Annotated in this window: 14 protein-coding genes; 5 read left to right on the plus strand and 9 right to left on the minus strand. The window is 50.4% G+C overall.

The window, feature by feature from the left end; translation table 11 throughout:
• Positions 1-91: 91 nt before the first annotated feature.
• The 8 genes from BIT28_RS28470 to cmoA form a co-directional block, all read right to left on the minus strand.
• Positions 92-784: an SDR family oxidoreductase gene (locus BIT28_RS28470; RefSeq protein WP_075768352.1), complete on the minus strand. Its 693-nt coding sequence runs from the start codon at positions 782-784 to the stop codon at positions 92-94.
• 358 nt (positions 785-1,142) lie between these two features.
• Entirely contained in the window at positions 1,143-1,652 is a 510-nt protein-coding gene (locus BIT28_RS28475; RefSeq protein ID WP_075768353.1) for a VC2046/SO_2500 family protein, read from the minus strand.
• Between the two features lie 74 nt (positions 1,653-1,726).
• Complete coding sequence (locus BIT28_RS28480) at positions 1,727-2,887, minus strand: MalY/PatB family protein (RefSeq protein ID WP_075768354.1); 1,161 nt, start codon at positions 2,885-2,887, stop codon at positions 1,727-1,729.
• A gap of 145 nt (positions 2,888-3,032) precedes the next feature.
• Positions 3,033-4,007 carry an alpha-L-glutamate ligase-like protein gene (locus BIT28_RS28485; protein WP_075768355.1) on the minus strand — a complete coding sequence of 325 codons (975 nt, stop codon included), beginning with the start codon at positions 4,005-4,007 and terminating at the stop codon, positions 3,033-3,035.
• Positions 4,008-4,010: 3 nt separating this feature from the next.
• Positions 4,011-5,516: an inactive transglutaminase family protein gene (locus tag BIT28_RS28490; protein WP_075768356.1), complete on the minus strand. Its 1,506-nt coding sequence runs from the start codon at positions 5,514-5,516 to the stop codon at positions 4,011-4,013.
• 14 nt (positions 5,517-5,530) lie between these two features.
• Positions 5,531-6,301, minus strand: coding sequence for an ATP-dependent zinc protease family protein (locus BIT28_RS28495; RefSeq protein WP_075768357.1), 771 nt, complete (start codon positions 6,299-6,301; stop codon positions 5,531-5,533).
• Between the two features lie 89 nt (positions 6,302-6,390).
• Entirely contained in the window at positions 6,391-7,365 is a 975-nt protein-coding gene (gene cmoB, locus BIT28_RS28500; protein WP_075768358.1) for a tRNA 5-methoxyuridine(34)/uridine 5-oxyacetic acid(34) synthase CmoB, read from the minus strand.
• A 16-nt stretch (positions 7,366-7,381) separates the two neighbouring features.
• Entirely contained in the window at positions 7,382-8,110 is a 729-nt protein-coding gene (cmoA, locus tag BIT28_RS28505) for a carboxy-S-adenosyl-L-methionine synthase CmoA (RefSeq protein ID WP_075768359.1), read from the minus strand.
• 541 nt (positions 8,111-8,651) lie between these two features.
• Between cmoA and BIT28_RS28510 the strand changes: the two genes are divergently transcribed.
• A complete protein-coding gene (locus BIT28_RS28510; RefSeq protein ID WP_075768360.1) occupies positions 8,652-10,592 on the plus strand; it encodes a methyl-accepting chemotaxis protein in 1,941 nt (646 codons plus the stop codon).
• Between the two features lie 167 nt (positions 10,593-10,759).
• On the opposite strand, the gene BIT28_RS28515 is transcribed toward BIT28_RS28510, so the two are convergent.
• Positions 10,760-11,647, minus strand: coding sequence for a DUF72 domain-containing protein (locus tag BIT28_RS28515; RefSeq protein ID WP_075768361.1), 888 nt, complete (start codon positions 11,645-11,647; stop codon positions 10,760-10,762).
• A 329-nt stretch (positions 11,648-11,976) separates the two neighbouring features.
• On the opposite strand from BIT28_RS28515, the gene aspS reads away from it, so the two are divergent.
• From aspS to BIT28_RS28535, 4 genes are all read left to right on the plus strand, one after another.
• On the plus strand, positions 11,977-13,761 hold the full coding sequence (gene aspS / locus BIT28_RS28520; RefSeq protein ID WP_075768362.1) for an aspartate--tRNA ligase: 1,785 nt from the start codon (positions 11,977-11,979) through the stop codon (positions 13,759-13,761).
• A gap of 106 nt (positions 13,762-13,867) precedes the next feature.
• The gene (locus tag BIT28_RS28525) at positions 13,868-14,611 is read left to right on the plus strand and encodes a YebC/PmpR family DNA-binding transcriptional regulator (protein ID WP_075768363.1); all 744 of its coding nucleotides are present in this window, start codon (positions 13,868-13,870) and stop codon (positions 14,609-14,611) included.
• Between the two features lie 53 nt (positions 14,612-14,664).
• Positions 14,665-15,186 carry a crossover junction endodeoxyribonuclease RuvC gene (gene ruvC, locus BIT28_RS28530; RefSeq protein WP_075768364.1) on the plus strand — a complete coding sequence of 174 codons (522 nt, stop codon included), beginning with the start codon at positions 14,665-14,667 and terminating at the stop codon, positions 15,184-15,186.
• Positions 15,187-15,353: 167 nt separating this feature from the next.
• Positions 15,354-16,817, plus strand: a complete 1,464-nt coding sequence (locus tag BIT28_RS28535) for a methyl-accepting chemotaxis protein (protein ID WP_075768365.1) — start codon at positions 15,354-15,356, stop codon at positions 16,815-16,817.
• Positions 16,818-16,872 lie beyond the last annotated feature (55 nt).

The following is a 16,872-nucleotide window of genomic DNA, read 5'->3' on the forward strand; positions in this document are numbered from 1 at the left end:
CACTTTAAGCCCGCCATTTTGGCGGGCTTTTTCGTTTTATCACGATAAAGAAGTGCAAATTAGAAACCAAACCTGATGACGGCTATTTCGCTTACCCAACTTCGGCCTCTATCATTCGGCCATTAAAATAGTCGTTGGCGACAATGTATTCGGCGCTTCTGACAATTTCGTACTGGAGTGGCTGGCTGAGTAAGTTACCGAGCGGTGGGTGGTCATCCTCGTGGGCAAAGCTTAATGGAACAACGCCCCCGACCCGGATATTGAACTCTGCCAGTTCTTTGGCCCAGCTCTGGGTCAGCCCCGAAATCATGGCTTTCGAGCCGTTGTTGATGGGCTGATGGGTGTTTATCAGATTCGCCGCCAGATTGACGATGACCCCTTCACAGTGATGTACCCGCATGTAATTGGCGGCCTGTTTGCCAAAAATGAAGAAGGGGGTTGCGCCTTCTGACATGGAGCGGCAAAACTGATCGACAGAGGACGGGCTGAATAAAGTGGGCAGATCTGAGCCGAACCAATAGTTAATCAATACATCAATAGTGCCAAAGCGATGATGGACCCTATCGATGAGGTTGGAAATCGATACTTCATCTTGGCATTCAAGCAAGAAGGGGTGAGAGTTCCCTCCTGCTGCCAGGCAGGCTTGCTGTGTTTGCTGCAAGCGGTCAGCTTCGACATCCACAAGAGCTAGCTTAGCTCCTAATGACGCGAAGTGGAGTGAAATCGCTTTGCCCATTGGGCTGCCAGCGGCAGTGATTACAATGACAGATTGCGCGATATTCATAACTCGTTCTTTCCCCCGTTTGTACCGGATGGTGCGCTGCGTGATAGCAGTTTCTGGGCACTTCGAAAGTCAAAGGTTTTCAATTTGGCCTTGTTAGGATGTCGCGTTAGTTATTGCCAAACTCCCTTAACCCCAAAGTTACGCACTTGGCCGATAAATCGATCATCAAGTAAACGAAAAAGATAATTATATACTGAAGCCTTGGGCGGGGATTAACTGTGAAAAGGCGCCCAATTTGCCCCAAACCGCCACTAAATGTTAGTGAATTGTGAGCAGTGTGCTGCCGGGAAATAACAAAGCTATGATGGTTGTCACGAAAATACGGATACTGTGAGCAACGGGGGAGTTTGGTTGCAATTTAGGCAGTTTGATACATTTCGGCAAAGCGTTTGGCGTGGATCAGTGACAGGTACAAATCCTGTGGCGATGCCTTAATGGTCGCGTCTTCCTTCGGGGGAAGCATCCGGCGTTCATGGCCGGACAGGTTATGATACACCTCCTCCGGCATGCCCTTGGTACCCTGCGGCGGAAAGTTGAGTGCCGTCGGCTGCAATTCGTGGAGCAGACGGGCGTCGGCAAGTCCGCTGGTATGAAAGGCTTTGGCTTGTGCTGCGCCATTATCATAACAGTGCTCGGTAGTGCTTAGCGGCTGTGGATCTTGCAGCTCGAAGTAGGCGCGCAGTTCGGGTTCTGTCTTGCCGGGCTTGGGCAATGCGTCAACCGGGATAGTTTCCAGATGATCCGGCGACAACATGGCGAGCATCAATGCAAAGTCGGCACGGCGGCCACCTTCAACCGCATGGTTGAGGTTGTTGCCGAGCTGCACTTCATTTATGAGCTGCGCTTTGTCTAACGTATGGATCTGCATTGTCTGAGAAAAATAGGTTCCCGGTTTGTAATACTCCTTTATCGGGTTTAATTGTCAGAACTTTAGCAGTATTTTTATTTCGTCTGACCTAGCTCATCGATGGCTGTACGCATTCTGCGCAGCCCTTCATCCAGCGTATCGCTCCGGCAGGCAAAATTGAGTCGCACAAAGCGGGAGTTGCCAAAATCGGCCCCCGGTGACAGCCCGACACCGGCGCTTTCGAAGAATTTGAACGGACTGGTTACCGGTAGCGCCGAGGCATCTATCCAGGCGAGGTAGGTTGCCTCAATCGGGTGAAGCTTGAGATACGGCATCGCATTGATGGCCTGTTCGACTTTTGTCCTCTGATGGCGAAGAAAATCAAGCTGCTGATCGAGCCAGGGCTGACAGTTCTCGTAAGCCGCCTGTGCCGCTGTATAAGCCAGCACATTGACATCCGGAACGATACCGGCCTTGGCCCGGATAAACTGCCTGCGCAGGTCCGGATTTGGGATGATGGCCATCGAAGCGCCCAGACCGGCAATATTGAAGGTCTTGCTCGGTGCGATGAGTGTCACCGAACGCTGGGCAGCATCTTCGTTCAGGCTGGCAAAAGGAATATGCCGGGCGGTTTCATCGAGAATTAAGTCACAGTGAATTTCATCGGAGCAGACATAAAGATCATGTTTCTTAGCAAAGTCAGCCAGTGCTAGCAGTTCATCGCGGCGGTACACCGTCCCACCGGGGTTTAACGGGTTGCAGAGTAACATCAGTTTGGATTCAGGCGTGACCTCCGTCTGCGCTAAGTCTATCCGCCAGCGATTATTTTGCAGGGTAACCGGAGCGACGGATAATGATCGCTTGGCCAATCGTACCGATGACATAAACGGCGGATAAATTGGCTTGGGGCTGATCACGCCCTGGTCAGCTTCGGTCAGGGCTCTGACTGCAAGGTTAAGTCCACAGACCAGCCCCGGCAGGTAGGCAATCCATTCAGGCTCTATATCCCAGTCATAGCATTGCTTCATCCGCTCGACAAGCAGCTCGGTAAGGCGTTCAGGTGCCTGCCCGTAGCCAAAAATACCGTGTTCAACATGCTGGTGCAGCGCGGCTGTAATGGATTCCGGCACGCGAAAGTCACTGTCGGCTACCCACATTGGCAGAATATCCCTGCCTTTGTATTTGTTCCACTTTATGCTGTTGGTGTTGATACGGTCGATAGGTTGCTCGAAGAGCTGGAAAGGGGAGTGCGTCATAGTGAGTCCATTCATGATGCTGTCGGGTGAGTATTATCTTATACCAACTGAGTTAAACGTTTGATTTTTTAGCTGCGTAGTCGTGGATAAGATTGATAAAAAAGCCCTGATGATGAGATCAGGGCTTTCGTTTTTAGCGGTATGCTCAGAAAGTGGACTTGGTGCCAAACTGTTTGGCTGCGTAAGCCACACGCTCTTCCGGCGTCGGCGGGGTATTCGGGGTACCGAGGTTCTCGATGTGATGCAGACGGGGTAGCAAGCCACAGCCGTTGGCAGTCTGGATAGCCAGTCCGGGGCGCGCATTGAGTTCCAGCACCATCGGCCCCTGTATTTTATCCAGCACCATGTCGGTGCCCATGTATCCCAATCCGGCCATCTCCCAGGCGCTGGCAGCAAGGGTTAGCAATTTATGCCAATTAGGAACGGCCAGCTCGCTAAGCAGTTTACCGGTATCCGGGTGGCGCTCGACCGGTTGATCGAACTGTACGGCCCGGATCGCCTTGCCGGTGGCAATATCGATACCGACCCCAACGGCCCCCTGGTGGAGGTTTGCCTTGCCGTCCGAGGCTGCCGTCGAGCAGCGCATCATGGCCATCACCGGATAGCCCTTGAAGACGATAACCCGGACATCGGGCACACCCTCATAGCTGAAACCGTCAAACACGTCATCAAACTGGATCAGGTTCTCGACCATGGCGACGTCATTCTTTCCACCGAGCGAAAAGAGGCCCGCCATGGTGTTGTTGATATGGCGCTCGACATCCTGCTTGTTGATCTCAACACCGGATGGCTTGGTGTAGACGCCATCCTTATGCTTGGTAATCACTAAAATGCCCTTGCCGCCAGAGCCCTGGGCTGGTTTGATCACAAAGCCCGGCCAGTCTTTTACCATGTCGTGGATTTTCTTCACATCAACCTGGCTGTCAATAACGCCAATCAGCTCGGGAACGGTCGCTCCCGCCCGCTGGGCGATATGCTTGGTCTTGAGCTTGTCATCCACCAGCGGGTACAGGCTACGGTCGTTGTAGCGGCCGATATAGCTGTGGTTGCGCTGGTTCATGCCCATGATCCCGCGCTCACGTAGCTTGAACGGAGAGGTAAACTGTGAAAATAGAGACATAGTTTAGCTCTCCGCGAGTGGTTTAAAGCGACGAAGCTCACTGAGTCGGTAGCCTGTGTAGTTACCCAGCATCAGGATTAATGCCAGAATAATTAGCTGGATACCAATAAAGTTAAACGTCAGGTGGCGAACCAGGCCGTTAGTCATCGCCAGGTAGACCAGAATTGCGGTAAGCAGTGAGCCGCCACCCTGGATCAGTACTTCCTTGGCACCTTCCTCCTCCCACAGGATCGACATACGCTCGATGGTCCATGACAGGATGATCATCGGGAAGAAGGTTATGGACAAGCCCTCAACCAAGCCGATCTTGAAGGCAACGACGGTAAAGACCGAAATGATCATGATAACCGTAATGATCACTGCGGATATTCGGGCAACCAGCAGCAGGTTGAGTTTCGACAGGTAGCTACGGATAACCAGGCCGGTACCGACAATCAGCAGGAAGCCGAGAATACCGGTGACTAGCTGAGTCTGAACAAAGGCAACCGCAATCAGAACCGGCATAAAGGTACCGGACGTTTTCAGGCCGACGATGATCCGCAGGAAGACGACAATCAGGGCACCGATCGGTACCAGCATGATGGTCTTGAACATCGCCTGTTCTTCAACCGGCAGACTGTGAATGGAGAAGTTCAGCAGATCTTCTGCCTGGACTTTTTCCCGGGTGGCCTGCTGTGGCGTGATGTCCTGGGCGATGATCGAGAAGCTGATATTGGAGTTACGGCCGCCAATGACATCCAGCAATGAGTGACCCTGCTGGTTCCATACCAGGATGTCATCAGGCTTGCCCTCCTGCCCGGTCTGGATATTGAACAGTTGCCATTTGGTACCGTCCCAGACTTCAACCATCGGATTGATACTTTGTCGGCGGCGACCGTCTTCAAGCAGCAGGCCGCCGACAATGCGCGCATGGATGTTTTCCAGCGACAGCAGGTTGATAATGGCCTGCTCGCGGCTCAGGCTGTTGAGCAGCAGCGAGGCATTCTGGTTGGTCTTGTCGTTGAACTGTTTGATGAGTTCGCGGGCGAGGGTGATATTGTCGGCAGACAGGCTGCGCGCCTGGCTAATCAGGGCCGTTGCTGCTGTTTGCTGCGGGTTATCCAGGCTGACAGAGACTGTTGCACCTTTCGGAGGCTCGGCAGAGAAGGTTGCCTGCTGGTCAACCAGCATTTGGGTTTTGTAGTAGAGGATTTGCTTACCGCTGGCTTCACGGATCGACCACTCGGCTCGGCGTCCCATGTCGGTATCAATCAGGGCAACGCCATAGCCTGGTGACGACGTGCTCTCGTCGATGAGGGTAAAGCCCTGCTGGGTTTCCGGGGCCGCCATTGAGACTTTGACCGGATCGCCGATAGCATCAAACTCGATACGCGCTTCCAACTCCCATAACGCGCGCTCTTCACCTGGTGTCCACGGCACACCGTAGACATCATGACGGTACATGCTCAGCGCAGCCCCGGCAATGACGAGCAAGGTGATTAAGAAATAAAACGGAATTCTTGACGTCATGGCATCCTCATCAATTAATTAGTCGTTGTTAGTATTTGTTGCTCATTCATTCCCTGAACGAACTTTTTGCCGACATCAACTAAGGCGATATCTTTGAAGAACTCGCGGCCAAGCAACACCGGGTAGGTCATGTGGCTGCGATCAGCCAGCGTAAACTGGGCTTTTTCGTGCAACTGTCCAAGTTTGACCCAGGCTTCGATAACTGGCCGGCGCTCTGCCTGTTCCGCTGTCGACTGACGAACTTTTACCCAGCGTACAACCGGGGCTTCGACAATTTCGCTATTATCACCGTTTCCTTCAAATGTATGGTTTAGATTGAAACGAGCCCACTCTTTTCCATCACGTTCGAAGATCTGAATATCGATTGCATTGAGAGAGGATGTCGTTGCACCAGTATCGATTCTGGCTTTGAAGAATGATTGTATTGAGTCTAGCCAAACCCATTCTTCCTCGCCCAATATGACTTTACCGTGAGCCACTTTGGTATCAATAACCGGCTCTGCAGCGGCAACGGCTTCCTCTTCTTCAACCATCGTCTCGACTACCGGAGCAACATGTACCGGCGGCCGTGACAATTCTTCTGAAATTGATGATAACTCTTTTTCTAGATTAGCAATATATTCATTTTGTTCATTAATTTGCTGAATCATTGTCGCAAATTGAAAATTAACACGCTCTTCCATCGTATTGATGGCGTTCATTGTTTTTTCATGATTGGCTGATTGCGTGAGAGTGCAGCCGGAAAGTAAAGCAATAGTGAGTAATGGCACACAGCGGCGAAGCATTATGTCTCCTAGAAGTACTTCTTATTTTTCTATAGGCGGCAATATTTTAACGTACAAAAAGGGATGCGAATAGCATCCCTTGTCAATAGTTAGTCAGGATTTCTGGCCACCAGGACCGCCCGTTTGGGGGCTGGGTAGCCTTCTATTGTCAGGCTTGGGTTTTGCGGGTCTAAATATTCAGGAAGTGAATTGTTGGTCATCCAGTCAGTCGACCTTTGCTCGTCGGTTGTGGTGACACATTCGTCGACAATGCGAACGTCCTCAAAACCACATTTCTCCATCCACACCTTGAGTGCTTTTGCCGACGGGAAGAAGTAGACATTGTGCATCTGGGCATAGCGGCCGGTTGGTACCAGGACGTCATTTTCATCGCCCTCGATAACCAGGGTTTCAAGAATAACTTCGCCACCTTTACGCAACTGGTTCTTTAGCTGAATGATATGATCAAGCGGTGAGCGGCGGTGATACAGCACGCCCATGCTGAATACAGTGTCAAAGGCTTTCAGCTCCGGCAGCTGCTCGATGCCGAGCGGTAGCAGAAATGCACGGTTATCCTGGCCCATCAGGCGGCGTATGGCCTCGAACTGGATCAGGAACAGATTAGACGGGTCGATACCCACAGTCAGTTTGGCACCTTCACCCAGCATGCGCCACATGTGGTAGCCGTTGCCGCAGCCGACATCAAGCACCGTCCGCCCTTTTAGTGGCGAGATATGCGGCAGGACGCGATCCCATTTCCAGTCTGAGCGCCATTCGGTGTCAATGTGGATGCCGTGCATGTTGTACGGCCCTTTGCGCCAAGGATGAAGCAGGCGAAGCAGGCTTTCCAGACGTTTCTGTTCGCCATCGGCAATTCCGTCTTCATAACAGACACTGACTTCATTTTTCAGGTCGATGATATCAGGCGTGGCAGTCGGGAATTTTTGCAGTGCGCGCATCCAGCGGCCCATGTCGCCATGCTCGGCCGCTTCCCAGTCACTTAGCTGCTTAGGCAGTGTATTGAGCCAGGGACGCAGTGTTTCATGTTGGGCAATGAGTTGATAAAACTCAGAAAAACTAAACATAGTGGAACGAAATACCTTATTTAATGGCGAACATAGAGCCGAAGTTGAAGCATTGGAACCAGACTTCAGAGCTGCTGAAACCGATATCGGCAAAGCGCTGCTTATGGGTGTCGATGCTATCAGGGCGCATGACATTTTCAATGGCACTGCGCTTTTGGCTGATTTCCAGCTCGCTGTAGCCATTGGCACGTTTGAAATCGTGGTGGAGATCGATCAGCAGCTCGTGGGAGCGCTCATCGTCAAAAATGTACTTTTCAGACAGGATTAGAATGCCACCGGGACGCAGGCCGGCAAAGATTTTTTCCAGCAGTGCCTGACGATCTTCCGGTACCAGAAACTGCAGAGTGAAGTTCAGCACCACGACCGAGGCATCGCTGATGTCAATATCGCGGATATCGGCTTCGATAACTTGTACCGGGGTGTCAGAGCGGTAGGCGTCGATATGCAGACGGCAACGTTCAACCATGGCCGCAGAGTTATCAACGGCAATGATCTCGCAACCTTCCTGGTTGATGTGGCGGCGCATAGATAAGGTTGCGGCACCCAGGGAGCAGCCCAGATCATAGATTTTGGAGTGTGGCTTGGCAAAGCGTTCGGCCAGCATGCCGATTGCAGAGATGATATTGCTGTAGCCAGGTACAGAGCGTTGGATCATATCCGGAAACACTTCAGCAACGCGTTCATCAAATGTGAAATCGCCGAGCTTTTCTATTGGCGCAGCAAAAATGTTGTCGTGGCCTGCCATTCTCACGAACCTCTTATCATGTATAAAGAACTGGGATCCCTAGATTCAATTCGGGCGATCCATCACCGTCTGAAAGGTCGCGTATTGTAGAGAAAATGTGGCCATTTGTCTTTAGTGAATTGCTTCCCCTATCAGAACGACAATATGAACTTGGGTTACATGGCTCAGATTTGCAGTACACGATGTTTTGAAAGAAGGCCCACATTATAGAAATAACCATTTAGCATGATGGAGAGTAATTCATTCCTAGATGGTGTTTAGAATAAAGTAATTCTCAATTTCGTATATTTATTTATTGTGAAAAATAGTGAGGTGAAAGAGGTGGCGGATATGCAATCAAGTGTTTTGTTTTTATCGGTATATATATTATAAGTGATTATAAGGATTTTTATATGACACAGGTTTAGCAATAATCACTTATATCTTTATCATTAATTTGAGGTCCGTCAACTTTATAACTGCTGTCATAATTTTGTTGGTTTTGTTTTCGTAATTAATCGTTACAGTGGATTTGAATGAGTAGTAAAGAAAAGGAAGTTCAATGAAACTACAACAACAATTAATAAGTGGCTTTGGCTTACTAATAGTTCTGTTACTTGCACTGTCTATCTCATCATTCTTTCGGTTTAGTACGACACTGGATGGGTTTGTTGAGTATAGAGGCCTTGCAATATCAAGTGTCTCTTCAGGTCGCATTCAAGCCAATATTTTAGAGGCGCGATTAGCGGCTAGTAAATATATAAAAAATCAGTCAGAAGATCTGAAGCAAGCGATTAACAATCGTATCGATATCGCCATGGGGTTGTTGGACCAGGAGCTGGCGGCTGAGTTGGAGCCGGAGCTACGACGCCGATTCCAGGACATTAAAACGGGAGTCGAGAACTATCAGCAAGGTTTTGATCAAGTAGAAACCCTAATAGAAGAGCGTCATCAAACTGTCGAGAACAGGCTTGATCCTAATGGTTTAACCATGCGGAAAATGCTAACTGATATTGCACACACTGCATATGATGATGGTGATTTAGAAGCGGCCTTCTATTCCGGTGAATTACAGGAAAGTGTCATGTTAGCGCGGCTATATGTGACTAAATATCTGGTAAGTAATGATGCTGCGGATAAAGAAAGAGCATTATTAGAATTTGATAATATTAAACGTCGCGCTGGAGAATTAATTAATCAGATTCAAAACCCCAAGCGAATTGAGTTATTTGGAAGTTTTGAAAAATCCTTTTCTGCTTATCGGGTTGCATTTAACGATACGTCAGACATTATCGAGAAAAGAAATAACTTGGTGGCTGAAGTTTTAGATGTGGTCGGGCGAGAATCGGCTGCCTCAATTGAAGAGATAAAGTTAGAGGCAAAGAAACATCAGGATGAAATTGGCCCCGCTTTACAGAGTGATATTATTAATACCAAGTATATATTAACTATTTTATCTATAGTATCTGTCATTATTGGTTTGTTATCTGCTTTATATATCTACAAAGGCGTGATGCGTGTTGTGGGTGGCGAACCAAGCCAGATAGCAGAAATGGTGAAGAAAGTCTCCGAGGGAGATCTAACCTCTGATTTTACTGTCAGTGGGAAAGAAACCGGTATTTACGCCAATACAATTGCTATGCACCGGGAATTGAAGCGGATAATCGCAGGCTTTCACTCTATTTCTGACAATGTCTCCTCGGCATCGGTCGAGCTGACGGCAGTGATGGCGGAGTCTAAGGCCAATTCGGAGCAGGAGCTTGCTCAGGTGGAGCAGGTGGCAACGGCGGTGAACGAGTTATCCAGTACCGCGGCAGAGGTCAGTGCCAATGCTGCCAGCGCTGAAGAAGCGGCGAATGTGGCGGGAAGAAATGTTGCCGACGGACAGCAAGCCTTGCAGCGTTCGGATAAGATTTCGGAACCAATTAATAGTTCGGTGCAAGAGTCAACACAAATCGTCAATCAGCTCAAAGACTACTCGAATGAAATTGGTAGTGTGGTTGATGTGATTAATGGGATCTCCGAGCAAACAAACCTGTTGGCACTGAATGCGGCTATTGAGGCGGCTCGGGCCGGAGAGCAGGGACGTGGATTTGCTGTGGTAGCTGATGAGGTACGCTCGCTAGCGGCCAAGACGCAGCAGTCGACCATTGATATTCAAGAGATTATTTCCCAGCTTCAAAGTCAGGCTCAAAAAGCGGATGACTTTATGCAGTCCAATGCCGAGCTGATTGCGGAATCGCTGGTTATCACTCAGCAAGTCGGTGAGGCGTTTAGTAGTATTTCCAGCTCCGTCGCCCAGATATCGGAGCTCAATACCTTGGTCGCGACAGCTTCTGAAGAGCAATCAGGTGTGACCAAGGAGATCTCCGAGAACGTTGAAACGACGTCTGAGATTGTCCATCAGAATGTGAGCGGCATTACTCAGAGTTCCCATGCAAGCGAAGAGCTATCGCGTTTGTCCGAAGAGCAGAAGTCGCTATTGGCGTACTTTAAAGTGTAGCGATTGAAGCAAAGTGATTGGTTGTTACTGATAGCGGCGATAACCGCGCTTAATCATCCGAAGAGTTGCCCTTGCCACTGGCAGGGGGGGACTTTGGGGCGGTTGGCTATATTGGACTACAGGTTGTTATGGCTATGTCGATAGCCACAACTCTTTGTTATTCAAGGTTATAGCAAATCAAATTGCGGATTGGCCTCGGTTTTCGGGGGAAGCTTGTGATCCGGTAGCTGGAGTGAACCGGACATTTGCTGCTGTAATTGTGCGTAGAGACGGACGGCCAGCTCCGGAGCATGGTTGTTGTCGGGTGTGTGGATAAAAAGATAGGGCTGCTTGCCATTGTCCAGCCATGCGGGCAGGCGTTTAAGCCAGTTGGCAAAGAACGCATCATTGCTGGGATCGTCAGGATGGCCGATAAACCGGATCATCGGGTTATCGGCTGTCGCAATGGCATGCACCGGAATCTGTGGCTTTTTCTGATGGGCATCAATGACGGCCTCGGAAGTCGGCGGGGCGGCAAAGACCGGGCGGCTATCCATAATAATGCGGTTGGCCTTGTTGTTGACCAGTAGCCGGTTCAGTGCTTTTTCTTCTTCCCCTTTGGCAAAGAAAGCTGGATGGCGGACCTCGACACCACAGGTAAAGTGAGTGGGCAGTTTTTGCAGGAACTTTTCAAGGGCTGGCAGAGCCTGCGGGCCGAAGTGGGCGGGCAGCTGAATTTTCCACAGCCCGACCTTTTCTTCGAGCGGACTCATCACCGTCAGAAAATCTGCCAATAGCTGATCACAATGCATCAGCTGGTTCTGGTGGGTGATGGCAGACGGTAGCTTGAAGGTAAAGCGAAAGTCATCTGGTGTCGTGTCATGCCATTTGCGGACTGTCGTGATGGCCGGCGTTGCGTAGAAGGTGGTATTGCCTTCTACGGTATCAAAGGTCTCTGCATAGCGGGCAAGGCGCTCACCGGTCTTGCAGCCTGTACCATACAGGCTCTGCTGCCAGTGGCTGTGGGACCACATGGCCAAACCAAGACGCAGTGGGCGGGCAGAAAGTACAGGCATAATCAAAACCGTGTATTTGGTTGAAATTGAATCAATGGCTGAGACGTCGAAATGCTGCTAATGATTCATTGTGAATAGTTTGTTTGCGGTAAGTCAATCATCGCCCAAAAGAATAGGGGATTTTTGCTTGATTTCGGGGCGCTATTTTTCCTACAGTGACGTTTTTGCTTTATAATACCTCGTTATTTTTGCCTCTCGGCCAGTGTTAATCCCCTATTTCGGATAAAGATTGAGCATTCTGGGCCGGGATTGAATCAGCCTGTGAAGGAAAGTGACTAGCAAATCTAGTTCACCCACAGGATAGTAAGTAAACAGATCGGGAATTTCATATGCGCACCCAATATTGTGGTCACCTGAACAAGTCCCTAGCAGGACAAACAGTAGAGTTATGCGGCTGGGTTAATCGTCGCCGTGATTTAGGCGGTCTTATCTTCATCGATATGCGAGATCGTGAAGGTATTGTTCAGGTAGTTGTCGACCCGGATATGAAAGACGTATTTGAGGTGGCTAACCACCTGCGCAACGAATTCTGTATCCGCCTTACCGGTGAAGTACGTGTTCGCCCTGAAAGCCAGGTCAACAAAGATATGGCGACGGGTGAAGTAGAAGTCTTGGCTAGCGGCCTGGAAATCATCAACCGTTCAGATGTGTTGCCACTGGATTTTAACCAGAAGAATACTGAAGAGCAGCGCCTGAAGTATCGTTACCTTGATCTTCGTCGTCCGGAAATGAGTGATCGCATCAAGCTGCGCGCTAAAGCGTCTAGCTTTGTTCGTCGTTTCCTTGATGACAACGCATTCCTGGATATCGAAACGCCGGTACTGACCAAAGCGACACCGGAAGGTGCCCGTGACTACCTAGTACCGAGCCGTGTTCATAAAGGCAGCTTCTACGCACTGCCACAGTCTCCGCAGCTATTTAAGCAGCTGCTGATGATGTCTGGCTTTGATCGCTACTACCAGATCGTAAAATGTTTCCGTGATGAAGATCTTCGTGCTGACCGTCAGCCTGAGTTCACCCAGATCGATATCGAAACGTCATTCATGTCTGCCGAGCAGGTACGTGACGTAACTGAGCGTATGATCACTGAAATGTGGCAGGAACTGCTGAATGTAGATTTGGGTACTTTCCCAATTATGCCATTCGAAGAGGCAATGCGTCGCTTCGGCTCAGACAAGCCGGATCTTCGTAACCCGCTGGAGCTGGTAGATGTTGCTGATCTTGTTAAAGACGTTGACTTCAAAGTATTCTCTGGCCCGGCTAACGACGAGAAAGGCCGTGTTGCAGTGATCCGTGTACCTGGCGGTGCTTCTCTGTCTCGTAAGCAAATTGACGAGTACGGTAAGTACGTGGGTATCTACGGTGCCAAAGGTCTGGCATGGATGAAGGTGAACGATCGCGAAGCGGGCTTCGACGGTGTTCAGTCTCCGGTTGCTAAGTTCCTGAGCGAAGATGTGGTTGCGGGCATTCTTGACCGCACCCAGGCGCAGACTGGCGACATCATTCTGTTTGGTGCTGACAAGAAGCGCATTGTTGACGAAGCGATGGGTGCACTTCGCCTGAAACTAGGTACTGATCTTGAGCTGACAGATACGTCTGCATGGGCTCCGCTTTGGGTTGTTGACTTCCCGATGTTCGAGGAAGACGACGAAGGCAACCTGCACGCGATGCACCACCCGTTCACCTCTCCACTAGGCGTTAGCCCTGAAGAGCTGAAGGCAAGCCCTGCAACAACCAACTCAAACGCCTACGATATGGTAATCAACGGTTACGAAGTGGGTGGTGGTTCTGTACGTATCCACAACGCTGAGATGCAGTCGGCGGTATTTGACCTTCTGGGTATTGAAGCCGATGAGCAGAAGCTGAAGTTCGGCTTCCTGCTAGATGCGCTGAAGTTCGGTACACCTCCTCATGCTGGTCTGGCATTCGGTCTTGACCGTCTGGTGATGCTACTGTGCGGTACCGAGAACATCCGTGACGTGATTGCATTCCCTAAAACAACAGCGGCGTCTTGCCTGCTGACAGATGCGCCAAGCCTTGCTAATCCAGCGGCACTTGAAGAGCTGGCTGTGACTGTATCTGTTGCGAAAAAAGAAGAAGCGAACCAGGAATAATTGATTCGCATACTGGCCAGCCTTTGTCACCTTCAGGGGGGGCAGGCTGGCCATATTTATTTTTGTGAAACTTGAAGCCACTTAGGCTACATATACGGAGCGTGTTATGGCAGGTCATAGTAAATTCGCCAACATCAAACACCGTAAAGCAGCACAGGATGCTAAACGCGGTAAGATTTTCACCAAGCTTATTCGTGAAATTGTCGTCGCGGCCAAAGAAGGCGGCGCAGAGCCAGAAAATAACCCGCGTCTGCGTGCCGCAGTCGACAAAGCACTGTCAAACAACATGACGCGCGACACCATTAACCGTGCGGTTAACCGCGGTGCTGGTGGCGAAGGTGACGAAGGCGTCGAAACTGTTATCTACGAAGGCTACGGCCCGGCAGGTACGGCTGTGATGGTTGAGTGTATGACAGACAACCGTAACCGTACGGTTTCAGGTGTGCGTCATGCATTTAGCAAGGCTGGTGGCAACCTTGGTACCGATGGTAGCGTAAGTTACCTGTTCGACAAAAAAGGGGTGATTTCTTACGCTCCGGGTCTGGACGAAGATGCCATTATGGAAGCGGCGCTGGAAGGCGGTGCTGATGATGTCGAAACCAATGATGACGGCTCGATCGATGTCTACACAACGCCGGCTGATTTCGGTGCAGTAAAAGATTCGCTGGATGCTGCGGGTTTTGAAGCGGCCAATGCAGAAGTAACCCTTGTGCCATCCACCAAGGCAGATCTGGATGCTGATACGGCACCTAAGCTGCTACGCCTGATTGACGCGTTGGAAGATCTTGATGACGTTCAGGAAGTCTATCATAACGGTGACATCTCTGATGAGGTTGCAGCGCAGCTTTAAGTTCATAAGAGCTTTAGGCTTGCAGCAGCTTCCTTGCAAAGGAGCGTGACTGAATGTCAGTCATCTTAGGGATTGACCCCGGATCGCGAATTACCGGTTACGGCGTAATTCGGCAAGTCGGGCGACACCTCGAATATCTCGGCAGCGGGTGCATTCGTACCTCTGTCGAAGATATCCCCGGCCGGCTAAAACAGATTTATGCCGGTGTATCAGAAGTTATCACCCAGTTTCAGCCTGATTTTTTTGCCATTGAAGAAGTGTTTATGGGCAAGAATGCCAGTTCGGCACTTAAGCTAGGCCAGGCGCGCGGAAGTGCGATTGTCGCAGCCGTGAATGCCGACCTACCTGTCAGCGAGTATGCGGCACGCTTGATCAAGCAGGCGGTGGTTGGCAGCGGGGGGGCCGATAAAGCTCAGGTACAGCATATGGTGTGCTCAGTGTTGAAGCTGCCGGGTAAACCCCAGGCGGATGCTGCCGATGCCTTGGCTGTTGCAATTTGTCATGCCCATACGCACAAGACATTGATAGCGATGTCTGGTCAGGCACGCGGTGCTCGTCGCGGGCGGTATCGATAATAAGTGCGATAACAATTTGTTATCGATGTACTATCTCAGTTGCATAGTGATATCTTGATCAAAAAAGCAGCCATTGGCTGCTTTTTTCTTTTGTTAATTTATTGTTTCTTGGCATATATTGGTCGGAGGTCATACAAGTGATAATATTATTGATAAGGATGTGATTAATGACCCCACTGGCGATATGGCGAGCCCTGTTCTTGCCGTCTTCGCATAGCTGGCAGGGAGAACACGCCCGCTATGTCGATACTCTTCTTTTTTTCACCCTGCTGTCTTTCTTTGTTGGGTGTTACAGCTTACTTAAATGGTTTAATCACGATCACTCTCTGCTGGTCATGACATCAATGTTGCTTATCGGTTGCGAGCTGATGGCTGGTGTGATTTTACGCCTCGTACGTTCACCAGTTCTGGCCCTGAACGTTGGTTTTTTCGGTATGGTTGTCCATGCGATGAATATTGTCTATCAGAGCGGCGGCATTGTGGTATCGACACAGTCGTTTTGGATGCCGTTGTTGATTGTTGCCTTTTTTCTTGCGGCCAAGCCGGTTATGGCAGCTATTTGGAGCATCGCTGTGGTGATTGTGTCGGCCTGGATGATTGGCCAGCACTTGTCCGGCTATGCATTTCCGCACCTAGAACTGATCGATACGGCAGCGGCTGTTGAAGTGTGGTCAGGCATGCTTATGCCGTTGGTAGTGATTGGGATTGCGCAAGCTTATACCGTTAGGCAGCGGCAGGCTGCGATTCAGTCATCCGAACAGGCTCAGCAGTCTAGTCAGTTGCTTGCCGAGCAGGCCCAGCAGGGGGAACATCAGCTTTCCTCGGTATTGGCACAGGCTACAGATAATGCCACACAGCTTGGCCGGGTTGCCGAGCAGCTAGAACAACAGTCGGGCAGCCTCCATCAGCAAGTGACTGATCTGAATCTAAACTGTGACTCGCAGGCTAGCGCGGCTGAGCAAATGAGCCAGCAGTTGGCGCAGATGACCTCAGGGATAGACGAATCAGACTGTTTTGTCGGTGAGCTGAAAAACCGTAGTGAGACTATTCGTGCCCAGGCCGAGAAAAGCTCTGCCTCGCTGAGTGCGTCTACCGAGGCGATAGCTCAGATTCTGAGCAGTAATGACGAGATTATGTCGGTCGCTGATCTCATCACCTCGGTGGCAGAGCAGACCAACTTGCTGGCGCTTAACGCTGCCATTGAAGCTGCGCGGGCCGGTGATCAGGGACGTGGTTTCGCCGTGGTTGCCGATCAGGTGCGTGAGTTGTCCGCTAAAAGCAACAGCTCGGCTGTCGAGATCCGTGCCTTGCTGGATAAAAGCCGGCAGGAAGTACAGCACGGACAGGCGGTAATAGAGGCCAGCGCCAATGAGCTGTCGGGGATCATCGAACAGGTGGGAAGCATCTCGGGTGATGTGAACAAACTGGCAGACATTATCGGCCATCAGGTCCATGCCCTGAAAGAGCTCAATACGGCCAGCAGCAATGTAGCAAATGGTGTGGTGGAGACCAATCAGGTTTCTGACTTGGTTGCCACGCAGGGCACCCAGTTGGCCGAGTTGGTGGAAACGTTAAAGACACTGGCAGATAGCCTGAATACGGTGGTGTCAGCCAAGCCCCATACGTACTGATATTCTGTCGAGATAACCTGAAAAAAGAGCTGGATATATATCCAGCTCTTTACTA

The sequence above is a fragment of the Photobacterium proteolyticum genome, assembly GCF_001939735.1.
In the GTDB taxonomy this organism is placed as follows: domain Bacteria; phylum Pseudomonadota; class Gammaproteobacteria; order Enterobacterales; family Vibrionaceae; genus Photobacterium; species Photobacterium proteolyticum.

Bases quoted from the DNA above. Each gene is read 5' to 3' on its own strand.
- cmoB (WP_075768358.1), bottom strand. From the start codon at position 7,365: ATGTTTAGTTTTTCTGAGTTTTATCAACTCATTGCCCAACATGAAACA.
- ruvC (WP_075768364.1), top strand. From the start codon at position 14,665: ATGTCAGTCATCTTAGGGATTGACCCCGGATCGCGAATTACCGGTTAC.
- BIT28_RS28495 (WP_075768357.1), bottom strand. From the start codon at position 6,301: ATGCTTCGCCGCTGTGTGCCATTACTCACTATTGCTTTACTTTCCGGC.
- BIT28_RS28470 (WP_075768352.1), bottom strand. From the start codon at position 784: ATGAATATCGCGCAATCTGTCATTGTAATCACTGCCGCTGGCAGCCCA.
- BIT28_RS28475 (WP_075768353.1), bottom strand. From the start codon at position 1,652: ATGCAGATCCATACGTTAGACAAAGCGCAGCTCATAAATGAAGTGCAG.
- cmoA (WP_075768359.1), bottom strand. From the start codon at position 8,110: ATGGCAGGCCACGACAACATTTTTGCTGCGCCAATAGAAAAGCTCGGC.
- BIT28_RS28525 (WP_075768363.1), top strand. From the start codon at position 13,868: ATGGCAGGTCATAGTAAATTCGCCAACATCAAACACCGTAAAGCAGCA.
- BIT28_RS28485 (WP_075768355.1), bottom strand. From the start codon at position 4,007: ATGTCTCTATTTTCACAGTTTACCTCTCCGTTCAAGCTACGTGAGCGC.
- BIT28_RS28515 (WP_075768361.1), bottom strand. From the start codon at position 11,647: ATGCCTGTACTTTCTGCCCGCCCACTGCGTCTTGGTTTGGCCATGTGG.
- BIT28_RS28535 (WP_075768365.1), top strand. From the start codon at position 15,354: ATGACCCCACTGGCGATATGGCGAGCCCTGTTCTTGCCGTCTTCGCAT.
- aspS (WP_075768362.1), top strand. From the start codon at position 11,977: ATGCGCACCCAATATTGTGGTCACCTGAACAAGTCCCTAGCAGGACAA.
- BIT28_RS28490 (WP_075768356.1), bottom strand. From the start codon at position 5,516: ATGACGTCAAGAATTCCGTTTTATTTCTTAATCACCTTGCTCGTCATT.
- BIT28_RS28480 (WP_075768354.1), bottom strand. From the start codon at position 2,887: ATGACGCACTCCCCTTTCCAGCTCTTCGAGCAACCTATCGACCGTATC.
- BIT28_RS28510 (WP_075768360.1), top strand. From the start codon at position 8,652: ATGAAACTACAACAACAATTAATAAGTGGCTTTGGCTTACTAATAGTT.